Raw genomic sequence first — 19,893 nt, forward strand, 5'->3', positions numbered from 1 at the left:
GATTATCCCTTTACCGCCCCGGCCACGACACCTTCGATAATGTACTTTTGCGAAAACAGGTAGAAAACCACAATCGGGATAATCGCCAATACCAACATGGCCATCATCGCGCCCATGTCGTTAGAACCGTGCGATCCCACCAGTTGCTGCACCACCACGGGAATGGTCTTGTATTCCGTGGAAAGCCCAACCACCAGATAGGGCAGCAGATAGTCGTTCCACACCCACATGGCCATCAGGATAGCCACCGTGATGCTGACGGGTTTCAACATGGGCATCACCACGAAGAAATAGTTACGCAGGGGACTGCAACCATCAATCATCGCGGCTTCCTCGACATCACGGGGAATCCCTTTGACGAAACCAGAGAAAATAAACACCGACAGCCCCGCGCCAAAACCCAGATAGAGCACTATCATGCCCACAGGATTAGACAAGCCCAGCGTATCGGCAATTTTCACGGTGGGGAACATCACCATCTGGAAGGGCACCACCATAGAAAACACCAAAACCAGGTAAATCAGGTTCGTCCACCAAGCCTTTACCCGCGTGATATAGTAGGCCGTCATTGCCGCAAAGAATACGATTATCACCACCGAGCACACGGTTATAAAGGCCGACCAGCCAAAGGCCGCAAAAAATCCCGTGGCCGCCAAGCCTTGGACATAGTTCGTGGCTCCCGCAAAATACTCGCCCAGCGGCAAAGCGAAGGGCTCATCGGAGATAAAGAGACGACCTTTAAAGGAATTCATCAAAATGAACAGCAACGGTCCGATGAAAACCACAGTCAGAATAACTAGCACCGCGTAGATGATTGCCTTGGAAACCAGGCGAGGCCCGGTAGACGAAGGCGCGGTGGATTTAAGCTGAGTCGCCGCGTTCGTGGCGGGGCTTTGCGCAAGGTTATTCATGATTCAACCTCCTTGGAGCGAGTCAAGCGCAGTTGCAAGAATGCAATCAGGGTCACTATCAGGAAGAACACCACCGCTTTGGCTTGTCCCACGCCTTCGTAGCCAGGTTTACCAAAGAAAGTGTTGACGATGTTCAAGGCTGCCATTTCAGTGGCATGTTGCGGCGCGCCGTTGGTCAAGGCCAGGTTCTGGTCAAAGAGCTTAAACGAGTTACTCAAAGTCAAGAAGGTACAGATAGTGATAGAGGGCATAATCATCGGAATAGTGACATTGCGCATTATCTGCCAGCGACTCGCTCCGTCGATTTGAGCCGCCTCTACCAGCTCGGGTGGTACCGATTGTAACCCCGCAATGTAAATCACCATCATGTAGCCAACCTGTTGCCAGTTCAACAGCAAAATCAAACCGAACAACCCGTATTTAGCGTCCGTTACCAGGGTGGTATTAAAGTTGTGCAGCACCGCGTTTATAATCGTCTGCCAGGTGTAGCCCAGCACGATGCCCCCAATCAAGTTGGGCATAAAGAACACGGTGCGGAAAAAATTAGTGCCGCGCAACTTCCGGGTCAGCAAATACGCAATCGCAAAGGCGAAAACATTCACACTGATAATCGCGATAATGGTCACCACCGCCGTAAAAGCCAACGCCGAGACGAAACCCTGACGCTCACTAAAGGCCTTGATATAGTTATCTATCCCGTTGAAAGTCGCATTGGTCACCGTGGTGAACTTAGTGAAAGACAGATAGATACCGATAAAAAACGGTGCCAAAAAAGCAATAATAAAAGCAACCAGAGTCGGTCCAGTAAAGACTAAACCCCATCGTTTCAGACTTTTTTCCATATTGTTTCTTTCCGTTTACGGGGCTGGTTGCCCCGGGGTGGCGGGTTCATGAGGTGCCGGTCGCTTTCCCTGGCGACTCATGAACCCGCAACCATCCCCACAAAAGGCGAGCTAAGACTGTTTCTCAGCTTCCCAAGACTTCTTGAACAAATCCACTACCTTGTCCCAGTCCATTTGACCCGCAGCGTACTGCGCCAAAGCCTGGCCAAAGTCATCCTTGAACTGCTGAGAGGGGAAGGTGGTGAATTCCCACGGCACGCTGACCAAATCCTTGTTGGACATGTAGGAAACTACTTCCTTAGCCAAGGGGTCACTGGGTTGTTCAGACTCGGTGAAAGTATCGAAAGGTGGGATGAATCCCAGTTCCCCTACCATGAACTTCTTGCCTGCATCCGAAGAAATCAGCCAGTTCACAAAGTCAATAGAAGCCTTTTGGTCAGCCTCGGAGGCCTTGGAGTTGATGGAGAAGAAGTTTTCAGTGCCGATGTTGATGCCCTGCTTGGCTTCATTGGGGAAACCGCCATAAATCGGCATCATCTTGACATCTTCGGGTTTGACCGTGTTGCCATCTACCTCCGAGATTTGCCCGTAAGCCCAGTTACCGTTTTGTACCATCGCAGCCTTACCCAAGGCGAACTCGGCCATGGAATCGGTTACGGCCTTGGAGCTGGCCAGTTTGGGGTCAATCGTAGAGTTCTTCAGGTACAGGTCAAAGATATTCTTGAATTCCTTGTTGTACTTGAAATCCAACTTGGGCATATCGGTCTTGTTGTTATCGGCGTACTCGAAGTGAACCGGCAGGTCAGCCAGGTGGGTTTGCCAACGCCAATCCTCGCCGGGCTTCAAAGAGGTGGAAGCGAACACCCCGTCGATGCCCAGGTCGCCCTTCTTGGCTTGCATGTCTTCTACCACCGATTTCAGGGTGTCGAATCCCTTGATGTCGTCCATCGATTTGGCCTTGGCATCGGGCATAGCAAAGTACTTGTCCATAATGGCCTTGTTATAGATAATCCCGTAGCCTTCCTCTACATAGGGAACCCCATAAACCTTGCCGTCTTCACCCACGGCCATCTTTTTGTCCAACAGGTGCTTGTAGAAATCCGTATTCGACAGGTCGGCGGTGTAGTCCTTCCAAGATTGCATCCCTACCGGGCCGTTAATCTGGAATAATGTCGGGGCGTCTTTCTTAGCTACCTCAGCTTTGAGGGTCTGTTCATAAGTACCCGAGGCAGCGGTGACCACCTTGACAGGAACCCCGGTTTCCTTGGTGTAGGCCTTGGCAACTTTTTGCCAAATCTCGTCTTGTTCGGGCTTGAAGCTTAGATAGTAAACCTTGCCTTTGCCGTTGTCGGCGGCATTGTTCCCGCCACCTCCGCAGGCTCCCAGGGTCAAGGCCAGTGCGGCGGCAGCACCCAAAGCAGCAATTTTGGTGATTGTAGATTTCATTTCGACTCCTCACAGTCTCTTTCCCAGCTCCCGTGCTGTGGATTTTTGGCAACGGAAACGTTTCCGTTGACTCTAAGATAGCTCCATCAACTGTGAAAATCAAGTACTTTTACCCAAAAACTTTTTGCCGTGGCGTTTTTTGGGCTAGCTTGGGGGTTTTACGGTTCATGAGGTGCCATTTTTAATTACGGATTTACTCCGGATCGACCCATTTCCCGGATTCGCGCTCTTGCGCCAGTTCCTCGCGGGCGCGGCGCTTGGCATCCATCCAGGCGTGATAATCAATGCGTCGCTGCTGGTTGGAACGCCGTCCGGATTCATAGAGCCGCGAATCCGTGCCCCGCGCCCCCAGCAATTCCGCCCCGGCCTGCAGGGTAGGTTCCCAATCGAAAATCACCCCGGTTTCCGGATCCCCGATAATGACTGTATCCCCAGCCCGTGCCCCGGATTTAAGCAAATCGTCTTCCACTCCCGCATTGGCCAGCCGATCCGCGAGGTATCCCACGGCCTCGTCATTGGTGAAATCAGTCTGTTTGACCCAGCGTTCCACCTGGTCGCCCCGGATTTGAAAGCCGGGTCTGTCCTCAATACTGATAGAAGTGATGCTATAGTGTTTTTCGCCGCGGGCGGGTTTCGGGTTCGGACGCAAGACAGGTCTTACGGTTTCATGAGGTGCCAGCCCAGATTCCCGGAATTCTTTTACCAGCGTGGACAAACCGAGACTAAGATCCTTTAGCCCCTCATGAGTGGCGGCCGAAACCTCAAAGATAGGCCAACCCAAGCGCCCCAAATCCGCACGCATCACTTCGGCCATTTCCCGGCCGTCGGGTACATCAATCTTGTTCAAGATAATGGCGCGCCGTCGTTCCATTAGCGGCGGCAAGGATCCAGCGGCGCTGACCTGACCAAATCTGTCCAGGTCAGAGGCATAAGCCGCCAGCTCGGATTCCAAGGCGCGAATATCGGAAAGCGGGTCACGCTCGGGTTCCCAAGCCGCGAGATCCACCACATGCGCCAGGACACAGCAACGTTCGATGTGACGCAAGAAATCCAATCCTAAGCCTTTGCCTTGCGCAGCTCCGGGGATTAGGCCGGGCACGTCGGCCATCGTGAACCGGGTCACCGGACTGTCCACCACTGCCAGGTTTGGCACCAAAGTCGTAAAAGGGTAATCCGCAATCTTGGGCTTGGCTGCCGACAGCGCCGCCACCAGCGAAGATTTCCCGGCCGAAGGAAAACCAACTAAAGCCACATCCGCCACGGATTTCAGCTCCAGGATAACCGTGCGTTCCTCGCCGGGTTCGCCCAGCAACGCGAAACCCGGGGCTTTACGTTTCGCCGAAGCCAAACCCCAGTTACCTAAACCTCCGACTCCCCCGCGTGCCAGGGTGTATTCAGCCTCGGGGGTTCCTAAATCTGCCAGTAATTCCCCGGTTTCGCTGGTCACTACCGTGCCCAGCGGCACCGGGAGTACCAGGTCTTCCCCGCGTTTCCCATCCCGGTAATCCCCCGCCCCCGCCAAGCCGTTCTCGGCACTGACATGGGGGCGATGATGGAACTCTAACAGGGTCGTGACCTGGGGGTCTACCCGCAGGATTATCGATCCGCCGTGCCCGCCGGCCCCGCCGTCGGGCCCGGCTAGTGGCTTGTATTTCTCGCGGCGAATCGAGGCGCAGCCGTTTCCCCCCGCCCCAGCGGTGGCGAAAATTTTCACGTAATCCACGAAACTGACCAAGATTCCCCCTTGATTTTGAAAAGCGCGGATGCGGGCTACTAACTGTTCTTCCGGCTGGCACCTCATGAAAAGAAACCGACGAAACCAGCCTAACCCGTAGCAACCCGAAAAGACGGTTTAAACACGCAAAGGGGCTCGTCGGAGCCCCCTCGCTGCCGCTAGCGCACTATACGGTTTCCTTGACGGAGACGATACGGCGATCGCGGTGACGACCGAACTCTACCGCGCCTTTCTTGAGGGCGAAGAGGGTGTCATCCTTGCCGATGCCCACGTTGAAACCGGGATGATAGTGGGTGCCGTTTTGGCGCACCAGAATCTCGCCCGCGTTGACGATTTGCCCGCCGAAACGCTTTACGCCCAGGCGCTGCGCATTAGAATCGCGCCCGTTGTGCGAAGATCCCAAACCTTTCTTATGTGCCATTTCCTAACCCCCTACTTGATGCCAGTAATCTCGAGACGGGTCAGCGGCTGGCGATGGCCTTGACGCTTACGGTAACCCGTCTTGTTCTTGAACTTCACGATAGAAATCTTGGGTCCCTTAGCCGGACCCAGAACCTTCGCGCTGACCTTGACCTTGGCCACGTCCGCAGCCTTGGAAGTCACCTTATCCCCATCAACCACGAGGATAGCCGGCAGCTCAATGGTTTCCCCCGCTGCCCTTTCTACCTTTTCCACCAGCAGTTCATCGCCGACAGAGACTTTCTCCTGTCGGCCGCCGGCCTTGATGATCGCATAAACCACGTCGAAACTCACTTCTTGTTTAGACTTCTTGCATATCTTGCCCGCGCTTCGGCTCGGGCGAGCACAAAGCACCGAAGTTCAAAACTACCCTATTTTTACCCTCAGCGCAAACTGACCCAGCCCCCAGCAAAAGGTCGGAGGAATTTGAATCTTACTCGCATATACATGCGAGATATGCCAGTTTCCCTCCGAGCCTTTTCGCTACAGCTGCATCCAGGCACTTTGACGCAACCGCCACCAGGGGTCCCCGGCTACAAGTCAAAAAGTTTCGTACAGATACCGCTTTCAAGGTCTGCAATAGAATAAATATGCTCCATCGCCTCGAAAGTTTCCAACAGGTTTCTTTTGGCGCTATGCCAACCTTTCCCGTCTGTAAACCAAGCAAATTCGAATCCCGGAATCTGGCGGGATTCCTCGGCCAGTTGCTTGTAGGAACGCGCGGTTTCATTCAGTTTTGAACCCCCGGAACTGTAAAAATTGGTCTCAATCCCGAAGATTGTTTGATTCGTACACACCGCGAAATCAAAGCGCTTCCCGGACTTACCCTGATTAGTCAATGGCCTCATGTCCAACCCCCAAGATTCGAGCTTACTGGCGTAAATCTCTTTGTAAAACCATCCAGGAGTCGGTTGGTCTGCTTGGGCGGATCCGCATTGCAACCCGGCTTGCAACAAATAGTCTCTCACCAGATTCTCCATGAGGTGACCACCACGATTCTTACGCGCATTGGAATCGAGTCCAGTTTCAACACCGGTCACAAAATCGTAAAGGTTGTCCACTATGCGTTCACTAATCAGATGAAACAGCCCGGACTTCTCCATAAACGCCGCGCACTCCTCGTCTGAGAGACTCGTGCTGTTGAAATCGAAAACCTGGTAACCAGTCTCAATATCCAGCACCGGCACCGCTGAATCCCGCTTTGCGATAAGTATCGGAATCACGTGCTTGATTTCCGGATATCGCGCCACGAGATCAAGGAATTCCCGCTTGATATTCCTAGAGCCGACCAAGGAGTTCAAAATATGAAGTTCTACTTTCAGTGTCTCCACTTTAGAAAATATCTTGTCCCAATCCACGTAATACCCGTAAGTAGCGATGGATTCGACAAAGTTTCCCAACCAGCCTTCAAAGTCACGCATCATGGTCTCCTTCTGTAAACAACATGGTGGTTTTTGCTGTGTGTGCCAGCCGTTTGCCCGCTATCTCCAGATATTCTTCCACGCTGTCAATCCCGATGGAGTACCGCCCCAGCCGCTTCGCCACTACAGCAGTTGTTCCCGACCCCACAAAAGGGTCAAGTACCAAATCCCCCTCCCTGGTAGAAGCGAGAATAATCCGTTCCAACAGGTACTCGGGTTTCTGGGTGGGGTGCTTGCCGCAGATTTTTTCTGATTTTGGGGTCAAAGTTCCAGCCCACACGTCTTTCATTTGTTTGCCACCGTTAAGGGTTTTCATGAGGGGATAGTCGAAAAAATGTCTCGCTTTACGCTCGTTTTTCCGTGCCCAAATCACAGTTTCCGTGGAATGCGTGAAACACCGACATGCTAGGTTCGGTGGCGGATTAAGTTTCTGCCAGGTGATGTTGTTCAGAATTTTGAACCCCTCTTGTTCCAAGGCAAACCCGAGGGAGTAAATATTGTGAAATGTTCCGGAAACCCAGATGGAACCATCCCGTTTCAACACCCGTTTACACTGTCGAACCCATCGCCGATTAAAACCATGTTTTTCCTCAGTGCCCATGCCTCTGTCCCAGGCTCCCTTGTTGACCGAAACCTGCCTGCCCCCAGAGCAGGAAATCCCCCCGTTAGATAAGAAATACGGCGGATCCGCGAAAATCATGTCCACCGAGGACTGTGCAATCCGGGCAAGAATCTCGAACGCATCACCCAAGAAAATGCGAGTCGAGCTATCTTTATAAAACGGCTTTACCTCAGCGTCTACTGGGAAAGTGCAGGCTTTAGTCATGGCTAATATTCCCCGAAATTGGTGATGATTACTTCGGTACCGCTGCGTTTGGTGGCATCGGAATTAATCGCCCGCCGCACCGAGACCACTTCTAGGTGGTATCCCGCGTAAAGCTCTCTAATCAGCGGGGTGTCATGGTTTGTGAGCATCACAAAACAGCTACGTTTGTGCAACTCGCGAAATAATGCGGCCAGCCTCTCATGATCCCCAAGAGAAAAGCCCTCCTTGGTGTAGTCCTGGAAAGTATCGGTTTTTAGTGGCGCATAGGGACTGTCCAGAAACACGAAATCCCCCTCGGTGGCTTCAGCACAAGCCTGCTCGAAATCCGTGTTCAACAAGGTCGCACCCTGTAAGGCTTGGGATACCGCCCGGATATTGCTCTCGTCAAAAGAACCTCGCAGCGAACCGTTGAAAGGCACGTTGAACTGACCTTTTGAATTCACTCGGTACAAGCCATTAAAACAATGCTTGTTCAAAAACAGCATCAAAGCATCGGATTCCAGACCGTAATTCTCACGAGCAATCAACTCGTTATAACGCCCCCGCAACGCATAGAAATATTCCTTTGCCAATGCCTTGTCTGCAGGAATACCCGCATCCAACTCACCCACTGCAGAAATAACCCCTTCCGGGTCGCGCTGAATCCGCCGATACAGACTCATCAAAGCCGTATTAATATCATTGAGTGTCACCCGTGTCGGTTGCAGCCCAAAAAACACCGCGCCACCCCCAAAAAAAGGCTCGAAATAATGCCGATATCTCCTTGGGGCACGCGCCAAAATAGTGTCAAGCAGCTGGCGTTTCCCGCCCGCCCACTTCACCACCGGTTCCGCCACAGACACAGTATCTAACCTCCATCAGAATCAATACCACCAGTCTAATAGATACCCCTCAGCCCAAAATTCTGCTAACTCGCCCTTAACTCTGACGGTTCAGCGAACGAAACCGAGCATCCCGCGCGAAGGTGCTCGTCGGAGCGGCAAGACGTAGGGCGATTCATGGTTTAGCGTCATTTCTCTTAGCGACTGCGTTGCTAAGAGAACATAGCACAAACCATAGCTAGCCCAGCCTTGTCGTCCAGAGCACCAAGCAATACAAGCACCTCATGAAATGGCACCTCATGAAGGCACCCCCAAACGCATCCAGGCACTTTGGCGCAACCGCCACCCCAATGTCACCAACCGCGCGGCCATAAACACCCCGCAGTAACAGCCCCACAGCCAAGCCAAACCCGCCGGTCCCGCACCCGCCCAGACCCACACCGCCACCAAGGCCGGGACGTAGATTGCCACGTTGGCCAAGCCCGCCCAGGCCAGGTACCAGGTGTCGTTGGCGCCTATCAAGACCCCATCTAAAACAAAAACCACCCCCGCCAAGGGCTGGAATACCGCCGAAACCAGCAGCGCGGCAGTCGCAACCACCGCCACTCGTGGGTCACTGGTGAACACCCAGGGCCACACCGGACACACCGCAGCCGTCACGACCCCCAAAACCAGGCCGATTCCTATCCCCCACCAGGTCACGCGGCGAATCAGGTGGCGCACCCCAAGTTGGTCAGCCCGTCCCAGTTCAAACCCAATCAGAGCTTGGGTGGCTATCGCGATGGCATCGTGAAAATTAGTGGTAATCCCCCAGGTGGCGGCCGCAACTTGCCGCCCGGCCACCGCAACCTCGCCTTGGGCGGCCGCAACCCACAGGGTAGCCAGGATTACGGTTTGCATGGTTATGGTTCGTATCATGAGGGGCGTGCCGCCAGTCAGGGCTTGCAGTATCGCTTTGAACTGCGGAACCAGGGAAACCCCGGCGGCGCGGGCACCGGCGATGATTTTCACAACAAAAGCCGCCCCCATCCCTAGAGAGGCCAGGCTGGTGCCAAGCCCCGCCCCGGTTATCCCCAGGCTGGCACCATAAATCAAGGCAGCGTTCAGGGCGACGTTTGCCCCGGCTCCGATAGCGGTTATCACCAGGGGGGTGCGGGCATCGAGTTGGCCCCTCATGGCGCCGGTACCAGCCAAAACCAACAGCATCCCGGCCATCCCGGGGGCGGCTGCCCGCAAATACGCGGCGGCCTGTAAGTTCACGGCAGAACCGGATCCAAACAGGGCTACTATTGGTTCGGCGCCCAAGTACAGAACCGCAGCGGCCGCCAGCCCAACCAAGACCCCCAGCCAGGCTCCGTCCACCCCGGTTTTCACGGCCGCTGCCCGGTCGCCTGCGCCAAGTTGCCGGGAAGCCACGGCGGTCGTGCCGTATACCAAGAACAGACACAGCCCTGCGACCAGCACATTCACGGAGGACGCCAAGGTCAACCCAGCCAGTTCAGTGGTGCCCAGGTGACCTATCATCGCGGAATCGGCCAGCACCATGAGGGGCTCGGCCAACAGCGACCCCAGCGAGGGCACCGCGAGCCCCAAAATACGGCGGTTCAGGGATTTCCCGTTCGTTTCATTATGCACAGTGTAATTCTAGCCACCAGACAGAAGGGTTCGTCCCGGTGTTCTGTCACCCCACACTCTGTCACCCCACGACCCGATGCACTGGATTCGGCACGCTGGTGTCCGGAACAGCTGATACCCGAACAAGCCAGTAACAAGTTAATGGCGACTAGGGCGTCAATAATGGCTTGCACCCCGGCATGCTAGTGTTCTGAAGTGTCCTGGGTTTGGGGTTGACCACAAGTTGTTGACAGGTTGATTCCCAGGCCTGGCGTTCATGCACCGAGGTTGAATGGGCCACCATGAACTGGGTTCACTGGTGGAACAATACCCGTCTCCATGAATCCCTCGGCTACGACACCCCCGAGGAACTCACCACAAACCATAATCAACACCAGGCCAGAGAACTGACCCCCGCATAAGAAACGGAACAAAACCCAGGACGCTTCAAACCCGGGACGCTTCAAACCCGTGCTCTAACGGCGGAAAACAGAGTTAGTTTCGCTATGCGCACAACCCAGGTACCATTTTTTCCATCGTTAGGCTTTTTCTCCCCTAAATTTCGGAGAGAAAGCAAAACACAAGAAAGTGCGCTGGCGGAACTGCGTTTTCCCAGACTCCCAGCTAGAGTTTCGCTACGCGAGTAGCGCGGGGACGCAGCCAGTACCTCATGAACCGGGAAAACTGCAAGAAGCACAAAATGCGTACAGTGCAGCAAAGCTCCCAACTAGAGCTTGAAAACTTCTCGGGGTTGATTCACGGTCAGACGGCGAATCCAGTAGTGCGCAGCCGTCAAGGACAGCCGACCTTCGCGCACGTAGCGCGCCAAGAAGGCCGCATCTAGCCGTCGGTTCATGTCGTGGCGAGCGGGGATTGACAGGAACGCCCGCGTGTCATCGATAAAGCCGCTCAAGCGTGAGAATCCGGCCGATTCGGTGGTGGCAGCGTGGAAACGCAAGATTGAATCCGGTGCGTCTATAAACCACCAGGGCGCCCCGATGTACACGCTTCGGTAATACCCGGCAAGCGGCGCGATTTCGCGGGAATACGTGGTTTCGTCCATGGTAAACAGCACCAGATGCAAGTCACGTTCGTTCCCATATCGATCCAGCAGCGGTTGTAATCCGCGCGTATATTCGGTGGCGACCGGAATATCGTGGCCGGTGTCCGGCCCGAATCGCTCAAAAGCCGCCGAACAGTGGTTGCGATATACACCGGGGTGAATGGTCATGACCAGGCCATCTTCGAGGCTCATGCCCGCAAAGCGCAGCAACATCCCGGCTTCAAACGCATCCATTTGCTCCGCGCTGGCGTTGCCGTCGACACAGGACTGGTAGAGCCGACTCATCTCGCTGTCGTCCAGGTCAAGGGTCTTGGGGTGCGAGACGCCGTAGTCGGCGGAAACTGCCCCCGCTGCAACAAAGCGCGCGCGGGATTCCCGCAGAGCTTTCAGGTATCCTTGGAAGTCATGAGGAGCCGCCCCGATGCTATCCGTAAGCGCGGTGACGCGCTTACGAAATTCGGGTTTACGGGCATTAACATAGGCGTCTGGCCTCCAGGTCGGGGCGACACGCCCACCAAGTTCACCGGAGGCCGTCAGCCGGGCTAGCGCCTCATGATCCGCCAAAGAGTCCAAGGGATCATCGGTGGTGGCCATAAATTCTATCTGAAACGCATTAAACAAGGCCTGCGGCCGGAAATCCGCGTCTTGCAACCGCGCCCCAATCTGGTCATAAATCGCATCAGCGGTCTCGGCGCTGGGCTCGACATCTATACCGAACAGGGTGACAAATTCATGTGTCAGCCAATACCCGGAGGCCGTACCGTCAAAAAGCCGCCAGTTTTCGCACAAAACCCGCCAGGCGCCACGCGGGTCGGTCATCGCGACTTTGCCGACCCCGATGGTTTCCAGGTCGACCCCGGCGGCGTTCAACATGCGGAACACGTAGTGATCCCAACGCAAGAACAGCTCGGAGGCATCCGCGAAAGCCCCGTTATCCAGCAGCAACTTGGGACTCACATGCCCGTGCGGCGAGATTATCGGCAAATCCCGCACTTCGGCATACAGTTCTCGTGCAACGTCCCGTGTCCCCGAATCCGCCGGAAACAACCTGTCCTCATTTAATTTCAACGCTTCCATTTCAGCCTTTTCTATCGTTTGACGCGGGCGGAGCCTCCGGCGACCAGGTTTTCGATTTCGGTCAGACTTGCCATGGAGGTATCACCCGGTGTGGTCATCGCCAAGGCTCCATGTGCGGCTCCGTAGTTGACGGCACGCGCAATATCTCCGAATTCCATCAGCCCGTATATCAGCCCGGAGGCGAAGGAATCCCCGCCGCCGACGCGGTCGAGAATTTCTAACCCGTCGCGCTGGGTGGCCTGGACAAAGCCTTGTCGCCGATCCCAGGCGACTGCACCCCAGTCGTTGACGGTGGCGGTGCGGACTTGGCGCATAGTGGTACCGATGCATTGGAAGTTGGGGTAGGCCGCCGAAGCGGTTTCAATCATCTTCCTAAACGACTCCACTTCGAGGTTGTTGAGATTTTCATTAGCCCCTTCTATCTCGAAGCCGAGGGAAGCGGTGAAGTCTTCCTCATTTCCAATCATGACGTCCACGTACTGGGCTAAATCCCGGTTTACTTCCTGACATTTGGCCTTACCACCAATCGATTTCCACAGGGAAGGTCGATAGTTCAAATCATAGGAAACCACAGTGCCGTGTTTCTTGGCGGCCTGCATCGCCGCGCGGGCGACATCCGCAGATTTTGGCCCCAGGGCGGTGAAAATCCCACCGGTGTGCAACCAGCGCACGCCCGCCTCGCCGAACAAGCGTTCCCAATCGATATCTTCGGGTTTCAGCTGGGATATCGCCGTGTTACCCCGGTCGTTACAGCCGACTGCTCCACGCACTCCGAATCCTCGTTCGGTGAAGTTCAGGCCGTTGCGCACGTTGCGCCCGACACCGTCGGAATCAACCCATTTAATCCAAGACGTGTCCACTCCGCCTTGCAGGATGCAGTCCTCGATTAGCAGCCCGACTTCGTCGCGTACCAGCGCAGTCACCACGGCGGCGCGCCGCCCGAAGGCGCGGCGCGACCCGCGAGCCACATTGTATTCACCTCCACCTTCGGAAGCCTTAAAAGCCCTGGCCGTACGGATACGGCCTTCGCCGGGGTCGAGGCGCAGCATGACTTCCCCCAGCGACACAACATCATAGCGGCATTCCTCGGCCGGACGCAGCCGCAGTCCTGATTTTACGTCGCAATTACAGTGGCTACTCATGAACGAAACCCCTTTACTTTCTCGGTGGCCTCGCGGGAGAGACGCACAATTTCGGAAAAGCTGCCGGATTCAATCAACTTCAGCGCGCACATCCACGAGCCACCTACGGCCGGCACATTGGGGTGTCTCAGCCAATCGCCCATATTGTCAAGGCTTATGCCTCCGGTGGGCATGACCTTCAGTTGTGGGAAGGGCCCCAGGTACGCTTTCACGAGGGGCAAGCCGCCCAGGGCGACCGCCGGGAAAAATTTGACCACATCCACTCCCCAGTCAAGGACATGCATAATATCGGTCGGAGAGGCCACCCCCGGCAGCAGCGGCACCTGCAGCGAGTTGGCCACTTTGGCAACCTTTCGGCAACAACCCGGGCTGACCAGGAACTTTGCCCCGGCATTAATAGCTTCCCGGGCTTGTTTCTTGTTCACCACCGTCCCGGCGCCCACGGTTATGTCGGGCACCTTGGTGGCGATTTCTTCGATACACGCCCCGGCGACCGGGGTTCGGAATGTAACCTCGGCGGAGGTAATCCCGCCTTCCAACAAAGCCAGCGCAGTGGGAACCGCGTCCTTAACCCGGTTCAGCACCACAACCGGAACAATCGGATTTTGCCGCAGCAGCGGCAGCGCACTCTCAAGTTTCATCACTCCCCCTTATGTGTCTTTTCGATGGCCTCACGCAAACCCGCCAGATAAACCGCACCCAAAGCTCGGTCATACAAGGGATAGCCGGGACGCCCGGTTTCGCCCCAAATCATGCGCCCGTGGTCGGGACGGATATAGGCATTCGGGCTGGTCTCGTAGATGGCTTCCATGATGGCATACATATCCAGGTCTCCACAGGACGAAGGGTGGGGTGATTCGTGGAAGAACTTGGGCTCGATATGTTTCACGTTGCGCACATGAGCGGCATGCAGACGCCCGCGTTCCCCGAATTCGCGCATAATCGCGGGAATATCGTTGTCCACATTGGAACCAAGCGACCCCGCGCAGATGCAGAAACCATGATTGTCAGAATCGTAGAGTTTTGCAATCTTGTCCATATCGTCGCGGTTGCGATAAATGCGCGGCAGCCCGAACAAATCCCAGGCCGGGTCGTCAGGGTGACAGGCCATCTTGATACCGACTTTCTCGGCCGTGGGAATAATACCTTCCAGGAAATATCGATAGTTTGCGCGCATCGCGTCGTGGTCTACGCCCTGGTAGAGACCCATGACCCGGTCGAGGTCGGCCAGGCGTTCGGGTTCCCATCCGGGCAGGGTCAGCCCGCCGGATTCTTTGGCGGTCAGCTCGACGATGTCGCGCGGGCTCATGCCTTCAATCTTTTTGTGGTCGTAGCACAGGCAGTTTGAGCCATCTTCGGTCTCGTAGGCCAGGTCGGTGCGCAACCAGTCAAACACGGGCATGAAGTTGTACACTACGACTTTTACGCCGTATTTGGCCAGGTTTTCTAGAGTTTTGTTGTATGCATCGATGTATTTGTCACGAGTAGGCAGCCCGAGTTTGATGTCCTCGTGCACGTTTACGGACTCAATGACTTCGCATTCGAGTCCGGCCGCATGCACACCGTCTACCAGGTCTTTAATCTCGGGTTCTTCCCACAAAACACCTGCCGCCTTGTAGGACAGGGTGCCCATAATTCCGCTGACTTCGGGGATTTGTTTGATGTATTTGAGGGGAATCGGGTCGTGTCCTTCGCCGTACCAACGGAAAGTGATTTTCATTTTGTGTACTCCTTGTCTAGGGTTTCGCGCACCGCTCCGGGTCGGGCGATGAGTCGTTGGAAATATTGTTCAGTAGCTTCGGCCAGCGGGGTTTCATAAAGATCTAGGCCGAAGATAGAAGCATCGGACAGAATGGGGGCTAGCGCCTCATGAACCGCCGTCGAATCACACCCTCCACTCAGGGAGATCCCCGCCACATGCGCACTAAGCTCCGTGAGGCGTGGATCGGAGGCGGGTTCGAAGGGTGAGCCATCGTCGCGCACCCCCAGCAGGTACCGGCACCACAGGGCGAAAACCAACGGCATGGCGTGTAAAGTCCCTAAATCCCGTCCGGTTTCCAGGTATTTACGAATCGTCACCCCGAAGCGAATCGGGATTTTCTGGGAGGTATCCATGGCGATACGTGCCGGGTTATCTGGCAGATATCGGTTCGGGAAACGCCGTTCCAGCACTTCTCGCAGGAAGTCCTCGGGTTTGACCACGCCGGGGTCGACCACGACCGGTAGACCTTCTTTCCAGCCGAGTTCGTGAACCAGTGCCACCAGCGCCGGGTCGCGCATCTCCGCGTCGATGGTGGGGAAATTCATGAGGCAGCCACTGACCGCCAGCGCGGTATGCAGCGGATTCAGGCAAGTAGTAACTTTCATGTTCTCGAAATCGTCGCAGACTTCGCGGGCGACTACCTGGACTCCCAAATCTTCCCATGCCGGGCGCGAGCCGGCGAATTTGTCCTCGATAATCAGGTATTCAGTCGGTTCTGTGTTCACGAATCCAGCCAGGGGCGTGCGACGCGGGGTCTGCACATCTAGGTCGGTAAACCCTAGATTGGCCAGTTTTGTGGCGATTTCCGGGCTGGGTCGCGGAGTGATTTTGTCTATAACCGTAATCGGGAACGCAACTTTGGCTTCGTCTTCTAGCCAGTCTAGGAATCCGGCCGGGGCGCTACCGGCCTCTGTCCAGGCGCGCGCAATGGTCAACACCGAGTCGCGCAGCTTGTCGCCATTGTGGCTGAAGTTGTCGAAGCTGAGCATGGTTATCGGTGTGCCCCCGGCAGCGAAGCGTTCCAACAGTAGCACGGCAGAAAGCACCATGGTCGAGGCCTGGCAGTGTTCCAAGGTCTTGGGGTCGCTATCCTCCATCGCCGCGAGAACCCCGGCTTGCAGTTCTCCAGAGCCGTCTAGAATTCCGTAGCCTTTTTCGGTGACGGTATAGCTGATTAGCTCCACGCCTGGGTCACGCACCACTCGGAACAGGCGTTCCATATCAGCGGTGGTACCCACACCAATGGCTTCGGCAATGCCCGCTATAACGCGGTAATCTTGGGTACCGTCAGGATTCAGGGTGACTTTCATAGTCAGCAGGTCGTGGTGTGGCAACTGGAATTCCATGTCTTCCAAGTCGCGGGGTGCCACGGCGGTTATCGGCCAGTTCTCCCCACGTTCCAGCAAATCAGCGGCGATACGCGCTGGGAAACAGCGGAACAGGTTCCCAGGTCCTATATGTATCCAGCGCGGGTGGCGTTGCCCTTCGGCTTGCATGGTCGAAACATCAAATCCCGGCACGCTAACCTGCGGTAGGCTCGCTGCGATTTCCTCCAGGTTTTTTAGATTTAACTCCATTGTTTTCCTTTTATTGGCGTTGCTTGTGAATTTATTGTGACTTAAATTGCCACCGTATTGAATTTATTGCCATTAGTTGCTAAACATTGGGTTCAGGAGACGCTAACCAGTCCCATTACCGTCGGCAACCACATAGAAATCGGCTCGATGAACACCACTAAGAACAGGGTAAAGACAATCGCCATCAAGAATGGCAATAATTTCCTGATTACCGATTCGATACGCAGCCCTGCTACCTGGGATCCTACGAACAACACGTTTCCAACTGGCGGGGTAATTACCCCAACTGACAGGTTCATTACCACCATGGCTCCAAAGTGAACCGGGTTAATTCCCAAAGATTCGACAATCGGCAAGAATATTGGCACGAAAATCAAGATAGCCGGGGTGGGATCCATGAAAGTACCCACGAAAAGCAGAATCAGCATCATGATAATAAGAATCCCGGTGGGAGAATCGGTAACCCGCAGCAAGGCATCGGAAATAAGCTGGGGAATGTGAGCGAAGCTCATCACCCAAGACAGAGCCGAGGACACCCCCACCAGTAGCATTACCACAGAGGTAGTGCGGGTAGCCGACAACAGAATCTCTGGCAAATCGCTAATACGCACTTCCCGGTAGATAAAAGACAACACCAGGCAGTACGCCACCGCAATAGCTGCTGACTCCGTGGGCGTGAACCAGCCCAGAAGAATACCGCCAATCACAATGAAAATCATGAAAATAGAAGGAATTGCCCGCCACATCACCAAGAAAAATTCCTTCACCGTGGGACGCTTGGCCATACGCTGGTATTTTTCATGCCGCCCCAAGATTATGGCCACGATTAGACAAGCAACCGTCCACAGTAGACCCGGACCAACCCCGGCCATGAATAGAGCCGCGATAGAGGTGGATGACACCAGCGAATACACAATAAAGGTGTTTGACGGCGGAATCAGCATCCCGGCCGGAGCAGAAGCCACGTTGACCGCCGCAGAATATTCTCGGGAATAGCCTTCCTTTTTCATGCGCGGGGTCATTACGGTGCCGACAGCACTAGCAGCTGCCACAGCCGCCCCGGAGACAGCCCCGAACATAGCATTGGCAACTACGTTAGTTTGCGCCAGAGACGATGGAGCCCAGCCCACCAGCATTTTGGCGGCATCAATCAAACGGGTAGCTATCCCCCCTCGATTCATAATCACCCCGGCTAATACAAAGAAGGGTATAGCAAGAAGTGAAAACGAGTTTACGCCGGTAAACATGCGTTGGGCAACTGCCTGGGTGGCATTGGTTGGTCCCAAAACCGCCATAGCAGCTAAAAGGGATGGCACCCCGATAGCAACGGCGACTGGGGTGGAGGAGCTGAGCAGCAAAATCACCCCAACAATAAGAATTAATGCGGCAATAGCAGCAGGTGACATAGTCACGCCTCCTTTGCTAGGTTGTGGTTTTCTGCATCAGGCTCCGGATTTTTCTCCGCTTCGTCCTGTAGATTTGCGGCGATTTCCAGAGCAGTAGCTTCTTCAACATCTGGATATGGAGTTTCTTTCCCGGAAGCGACCAAATACAAGTCCGTCGCCGCAAAGAAAGTCATAATCACTCCGGTAAGGGGGATTACCGCATAAATCCAGCCAATTGACAGCGGCAGCGCCGTCAGGTTTTGCGGCCAGGCGATAGCTGCCGCGTTGATACCGCCCATAATCAGACCAATAACCGCGAAGAAAATCACAATTAGCTGCACGATTATCGCCGAAATTTTTTGTCCCCAGAGTGGCATCTTGCGTGCCAGGAAGTCGATAGCGATATGGCCGCGTTCCCCCAATACGAAGGCTGATCCCAGGAAGGACAACCACACGAAGGTCACCTTTGACAGTTCCTCGGACCAGGTAGAGGGCGTGTGCAATACTTGTCGAGTAAAGACCTGCCATACTGTCACCAACACCAGCACTGCGAAGAACACCACGCAGAGCCAGCCCAGGACTTTAGAAATACCTGCTTTTATTTTCAGCATTTATTTGCCCTTTCTGGAATCTTGGATTTCATTTTTGGCTTCACTCTCTGCGCTGTTATCAGCTTCGGAGTTGGTTGCACCACTGGAAGAAGCCCCGGTTTGGGCGGCCTGAATTTTGTCCCACAGTTCGCGCTGTTTCTTAGTGGTCAAGAACTCATCAACCAGCGGTGCCAAGGCTTTGTCAAAAGCATCACCTTCCACTTTCGTCATCTTGGCACCGGCCTTTTTTGCCCCCTCTATGGCTTCTGAAGTCTTTTGTGACCAGAGCTTGGTGTGCTCCACCATTGCTTTATCCCACTCTTCTAAGAAGATTTTACGGTCAGCATCACTCATAGCTTTCAGCAAGTCGGCGCGCATAATCATGTAGTCCAACCCCACCAGGTGATTGGTGTAGGACCAGTAAGGAGCCACTTCTACATGCTTTTGGGTCAGGTAAGAAACTTCGTTATTTTCAGCTCCGTCCAGCACTCCGGACTGTAATGCGGTATAGACCTCGCCATAGGAAAGCGGTGTGGCCGACCCTCCCATAAGCTCAATCATGCGAATATGCATATCGGATTCTTGCACGCGGATTTTCTTGCCTTTCAAATCTGCAGGCTTATTCACCGGCCCGAAACGGGTATAGATAGACCGCGATCCCTGGGTAAAGCCACCGATTACCGTGATATTGTCGCGTTTTTCTAGCGAGGTAAACAGTTCCCCGACGATGCTGGGGTCACGAATCACTTGCATCTGGTGGCGAACGTCTTTAAATGCCTTGGGCAGGTTCAGTACCTGAAAGTCCTTCGAGAGGTTTTCCAGCTGTGTGCCCGAAACGATTGCCATTTCGATAGCGCCGGATTTGATGAACTGAACGACTTCCTGTTGGCTTCCCAGTTGCTCGTTCGGGTACACGTCAACTTTCCACCTGCCGTTAGTTTTTTCGGCAAGGCGCTGTCCAAAATGATCCAGCGCGATATAGGAGGGGTGGCTTTCGGTTTGGTTCAAAGCAATTTTCAAGTACGTGGTGGTGCCTTCTTTGCCGACTTGCGTCAAATCTATGCCGCCGAGGTTTGCGCAGCCACTGAGAGTTAGCAACAGCATTGCCACCACTGCCAGGGCTCCCGCTTTAGTTGTTTTCATAGTCCGCCTTCTTCCGTCAAGTTTCCCGTTTGAAGGCTTACCCGGCATACGGTTTATCTCCTGTCCGGTTAAGACTTTT

18 protein-coding genes and 1 pseudogene are annotated in these 19,893 nt (G+C 54.7%); 1 reads left to right on the plus strand and 18 read right to left on the minus strand.

Annotation, left to right across the window (positions count from 1 at the left end):
- Positions 1 to 2 precede the first annotated feature (2 nt).
- The 10 genes from F4555_RS06810 to F4555_RS06855 form a co-directional block, all read right to left on the minus strand.
- Positions 3 to 911: a carbohydrate ABC transporter permease gene (locus F4555_RS06810; RefSeq protein ID WP_004011882.1), complete on the minus strand. Its 909-nt coding sequence runs from the start codon at positions 909 to 911 to the stop codon at positions 3 to 5.
- Positions 908 to 1,753 (minus strand): carbohydrate ABC transporter permease, encoded by an 846-nt coding sequence (locus tag F4555_RS06815; RefSeq protein ID WP_004011881.1) that lies wholly within the window; start codon positions 1,751 to 1,753, stop codon positions 908 to 910. The genes F4555_RS06810 and F4555_RS06815 overlap by 4 nt, the downstream gene beginning before the upstream one ends.
- A 111-nt stretch (positions 1,754 to 1,864) precedes the next feature.
- Positions 1,865 to 3,199, minus strand: a complete 1,335-nt coding sequence (locus tag F4555_RS06820; RefSeq protein WP_004011880.1) for an ABC transporter substrate-binding protein — start codon at positions 3,197 to 3,199, stop codon at positions 1,865 to 1,867.
- Between the two features lie 193 nt (positions 3,200 to 3,392).
- Positions 3,393 to 4,934: a GTPase ObgE gene (gene obgE, locus F4555_RS06825; RefSeq protein WP_036342375.1), complete on the minus strand. Its 1,542-nt coding sequence runs from the start codon at positions 4,932 to 4,934 to the stop codon at positions 3,393 to 3,395.
- A 166-nt stretch (positions 4,935 to 5,100) separates the two neighbouring features.
- The gene (gene rpmA / locus F4555_RS06830) at positions 5,101 to 5,355 is read right to left on the minus strand and encodes a 50S ribosomal protein L27 (RefSeq protein WP_004014332.1); all 255 of its coding nucleotides are present in this window, start codon (positions 5,353 to 5,355) and stop codon (positions 5,101 to 5,103) included.
- A gap of 11 nt (positions 5,356 to 5,366) precedes the next feature.
- Positions 5,367 to 5,687 (minus strand): 50S ribosomal protein L21, encoded by a 321-nt coding sequence (gene rplU / locus F4555_RS06835; protein WP_004011876.1) that lies wholly within the window; start codon positions 5,685 to 5,687, stop codon positions 5,367 to 5,369.
- Positions 5,688 to 5,926: 239 nt separating this feature from the next.
- Positions 5,927 to 6,817 (minus strand): type II restriction endonuclease, encoded by an 891-nt coding sequence (locus F4555_RS06840; protein WP_249262478.1) that lies wholly within the window; start codon positions 6,815 to 6,817, stop codon positions 5,927 to 5,929.
- The gene (locus F4555_RS06845; RefSeq protein WP_115325907.1) at positions 6,807 to 7,640 is read right to left on the minus strand and encodes a DNA-methyltransferase; all 834 of its coding nucleotides are present in this window, start codon (positions 7,638 to 7,640) and stop codon (positions 6,807 to 6,809) included. The genes F4555_RS06840 and F4555_RS06845 overlap by 11 nt, the downstream gene beginning before the upstream one ends.
- Before the next feature lie 2 nt (positions 7,641 to 7,642).
- Positions 7,643 to 8,482 (minus strand): DNA adenine methylase, encoded by an 840-nt coding sequence (locus F4555_RS06850; protein ID WP_114991318.1) that lies wholly within the window; start codon positions 8,480 to 8,482, stop codon positions 7,643 to 7,645.
- Between the two features lie 276 nt (positions 8,483 to 8,758).
- Entirely contained in the window at positions 8,759 to 10,096 is a 1,338-nt protein-coding gene (locus F4555_RS06855; RefSeq protein WP_115325906.1) for an MATE family efflux transporter, read from the minus strand.
- Between the two features lie 251 nt (positions 10,097 to 10,347).
- Here F4555_RS06855 and F4555_RS06860 point away from each other — a divergent pair.
- Positions 10,348 to 10,497: pseudogene (locus F4555_RS06860) on the plus strand (integrase core domain-containing protein); the annotation flags it as partial.
- A 305-nt stretch (positions 10,498 to 10,802) separates the two neighbouring features.
- Here the strand turns inward: F4555_RS06860 and uxaC are convergent.
- From uxaC to F4555_RS06900, 8 genes are all read right to left on the minus strand, one after another.
- A complete protein-coding gene (uxaC, locus tag F4555_RS06865) occupies positions 10,803 to 12,215 on the minus strand; it encodes a glucuronate isomerase (RefSeq protein ID WP_004018476.1) in 1,413 nt (470 codons plus the stop codon).
- 11 nt (positions 12,216 to 12,226) lie between these two features.
- On the minus strand, positions 12,227 to 13,357 hold the full coding sequence (locus F4555_RS06870; protein WP_103759193.1) for a sugar kinase: 1,131 nt from the start codon (positions 13,355 to 13,357) through the stop codon (positions 12,227 to 12,229).
- Positions 13,354 to 13,998 carry a bifunctional 4-hydroxy-2-oxoglutarate aldolase/2-dehydro-3-deoxy-phosphogluconate aldolase gene (locus F4555_RS06875; protein ID WP_115325905.1) on the minus strand — a complete coding sequence of 215 codons (645 nt, stop codon included), beginning with the start codon at positions 13,996 to 13,998 and terminating at the stop codon, positions 13,354 to 13,356. Before F4555_RS06875 ends, F4555_RS06870 begins: the two co-directional genes overlap by 4 nt.
- Positions 13,998 to 15,077, minus strand: a complete 1,080-nt coding sequence (locus F4555_RS06880; protein WP_004014344.1) for a mannonate dehydratase — start codon at positions 15,075 to 15,077, stop codon at positions 13,998 to 14,000. Before F4555_RS06880 ends, F4555_RS06875 begins: the two co-directional genes overlap by 1 nt.
- The gene (locus F4555_RS06885; protein WP_004014345.1) at positions 15,074 to 16,696 is read right to left on the minus strand and encodes a mannitol dehydrogenase family protein; all 1,623 of its coding nucleotides are present in this window, start codon (positions 16,694 to 16,696) and stop codon (positions 15,074 to 15,076) included. Before F4555_RS06885 ends, F4555_RS06880 begins: the two co-directional genes overlap by 4 nt.
- Positions 16,697 to 16,788: 92 nt before the next feature.
- Entirely contained in the window at positions 16,789 to 18,102 is a 1,314-nt protein-coding gene (locus F4555_RS06890; RefSeq protein WP_004014347.1) for a TRAP transporter large permease, read from the minus strand.
- A 2-nt stretch (positions 18,103 to 18,104) separates the two neighbouring features.
- Positions 18,105 to 18,692 carry a TRAP transporter small permease gene (locus tag F4555_RS06895; RefSeq protein WP_004014348.1) on the minus strand — a complete coding sequence of 196 codons (588 nt, stop codon included), beginning with the start codon at positions 18,690 to 18,692 and terminating at the stop codon, positions 18,105 to 18,107.
- A complete protein-coding gene (locus tag F4555_RS06900; protein ID WP_004018453.1) occupies positions 18,693 to 19,814 on the minus strand; it encodes a TRAP transporter substrate-binding protein in 1,122 nt (373 codons plus the stop codon).
- Between the last annotated feature and the right edge of the window lie 79 nt (positions 19,815 to 19,893).

This window comes from Mobiluncus mulieris (assembly GCF_014204735.1).
In the GTDB taxonomy this organism is placed as follows: Bacteria; Actinomycetota; Actinomycetes; order Actinomycetales; family Actinomycetaceae; genus Mobiluncus; species Mobiluncus mulieris.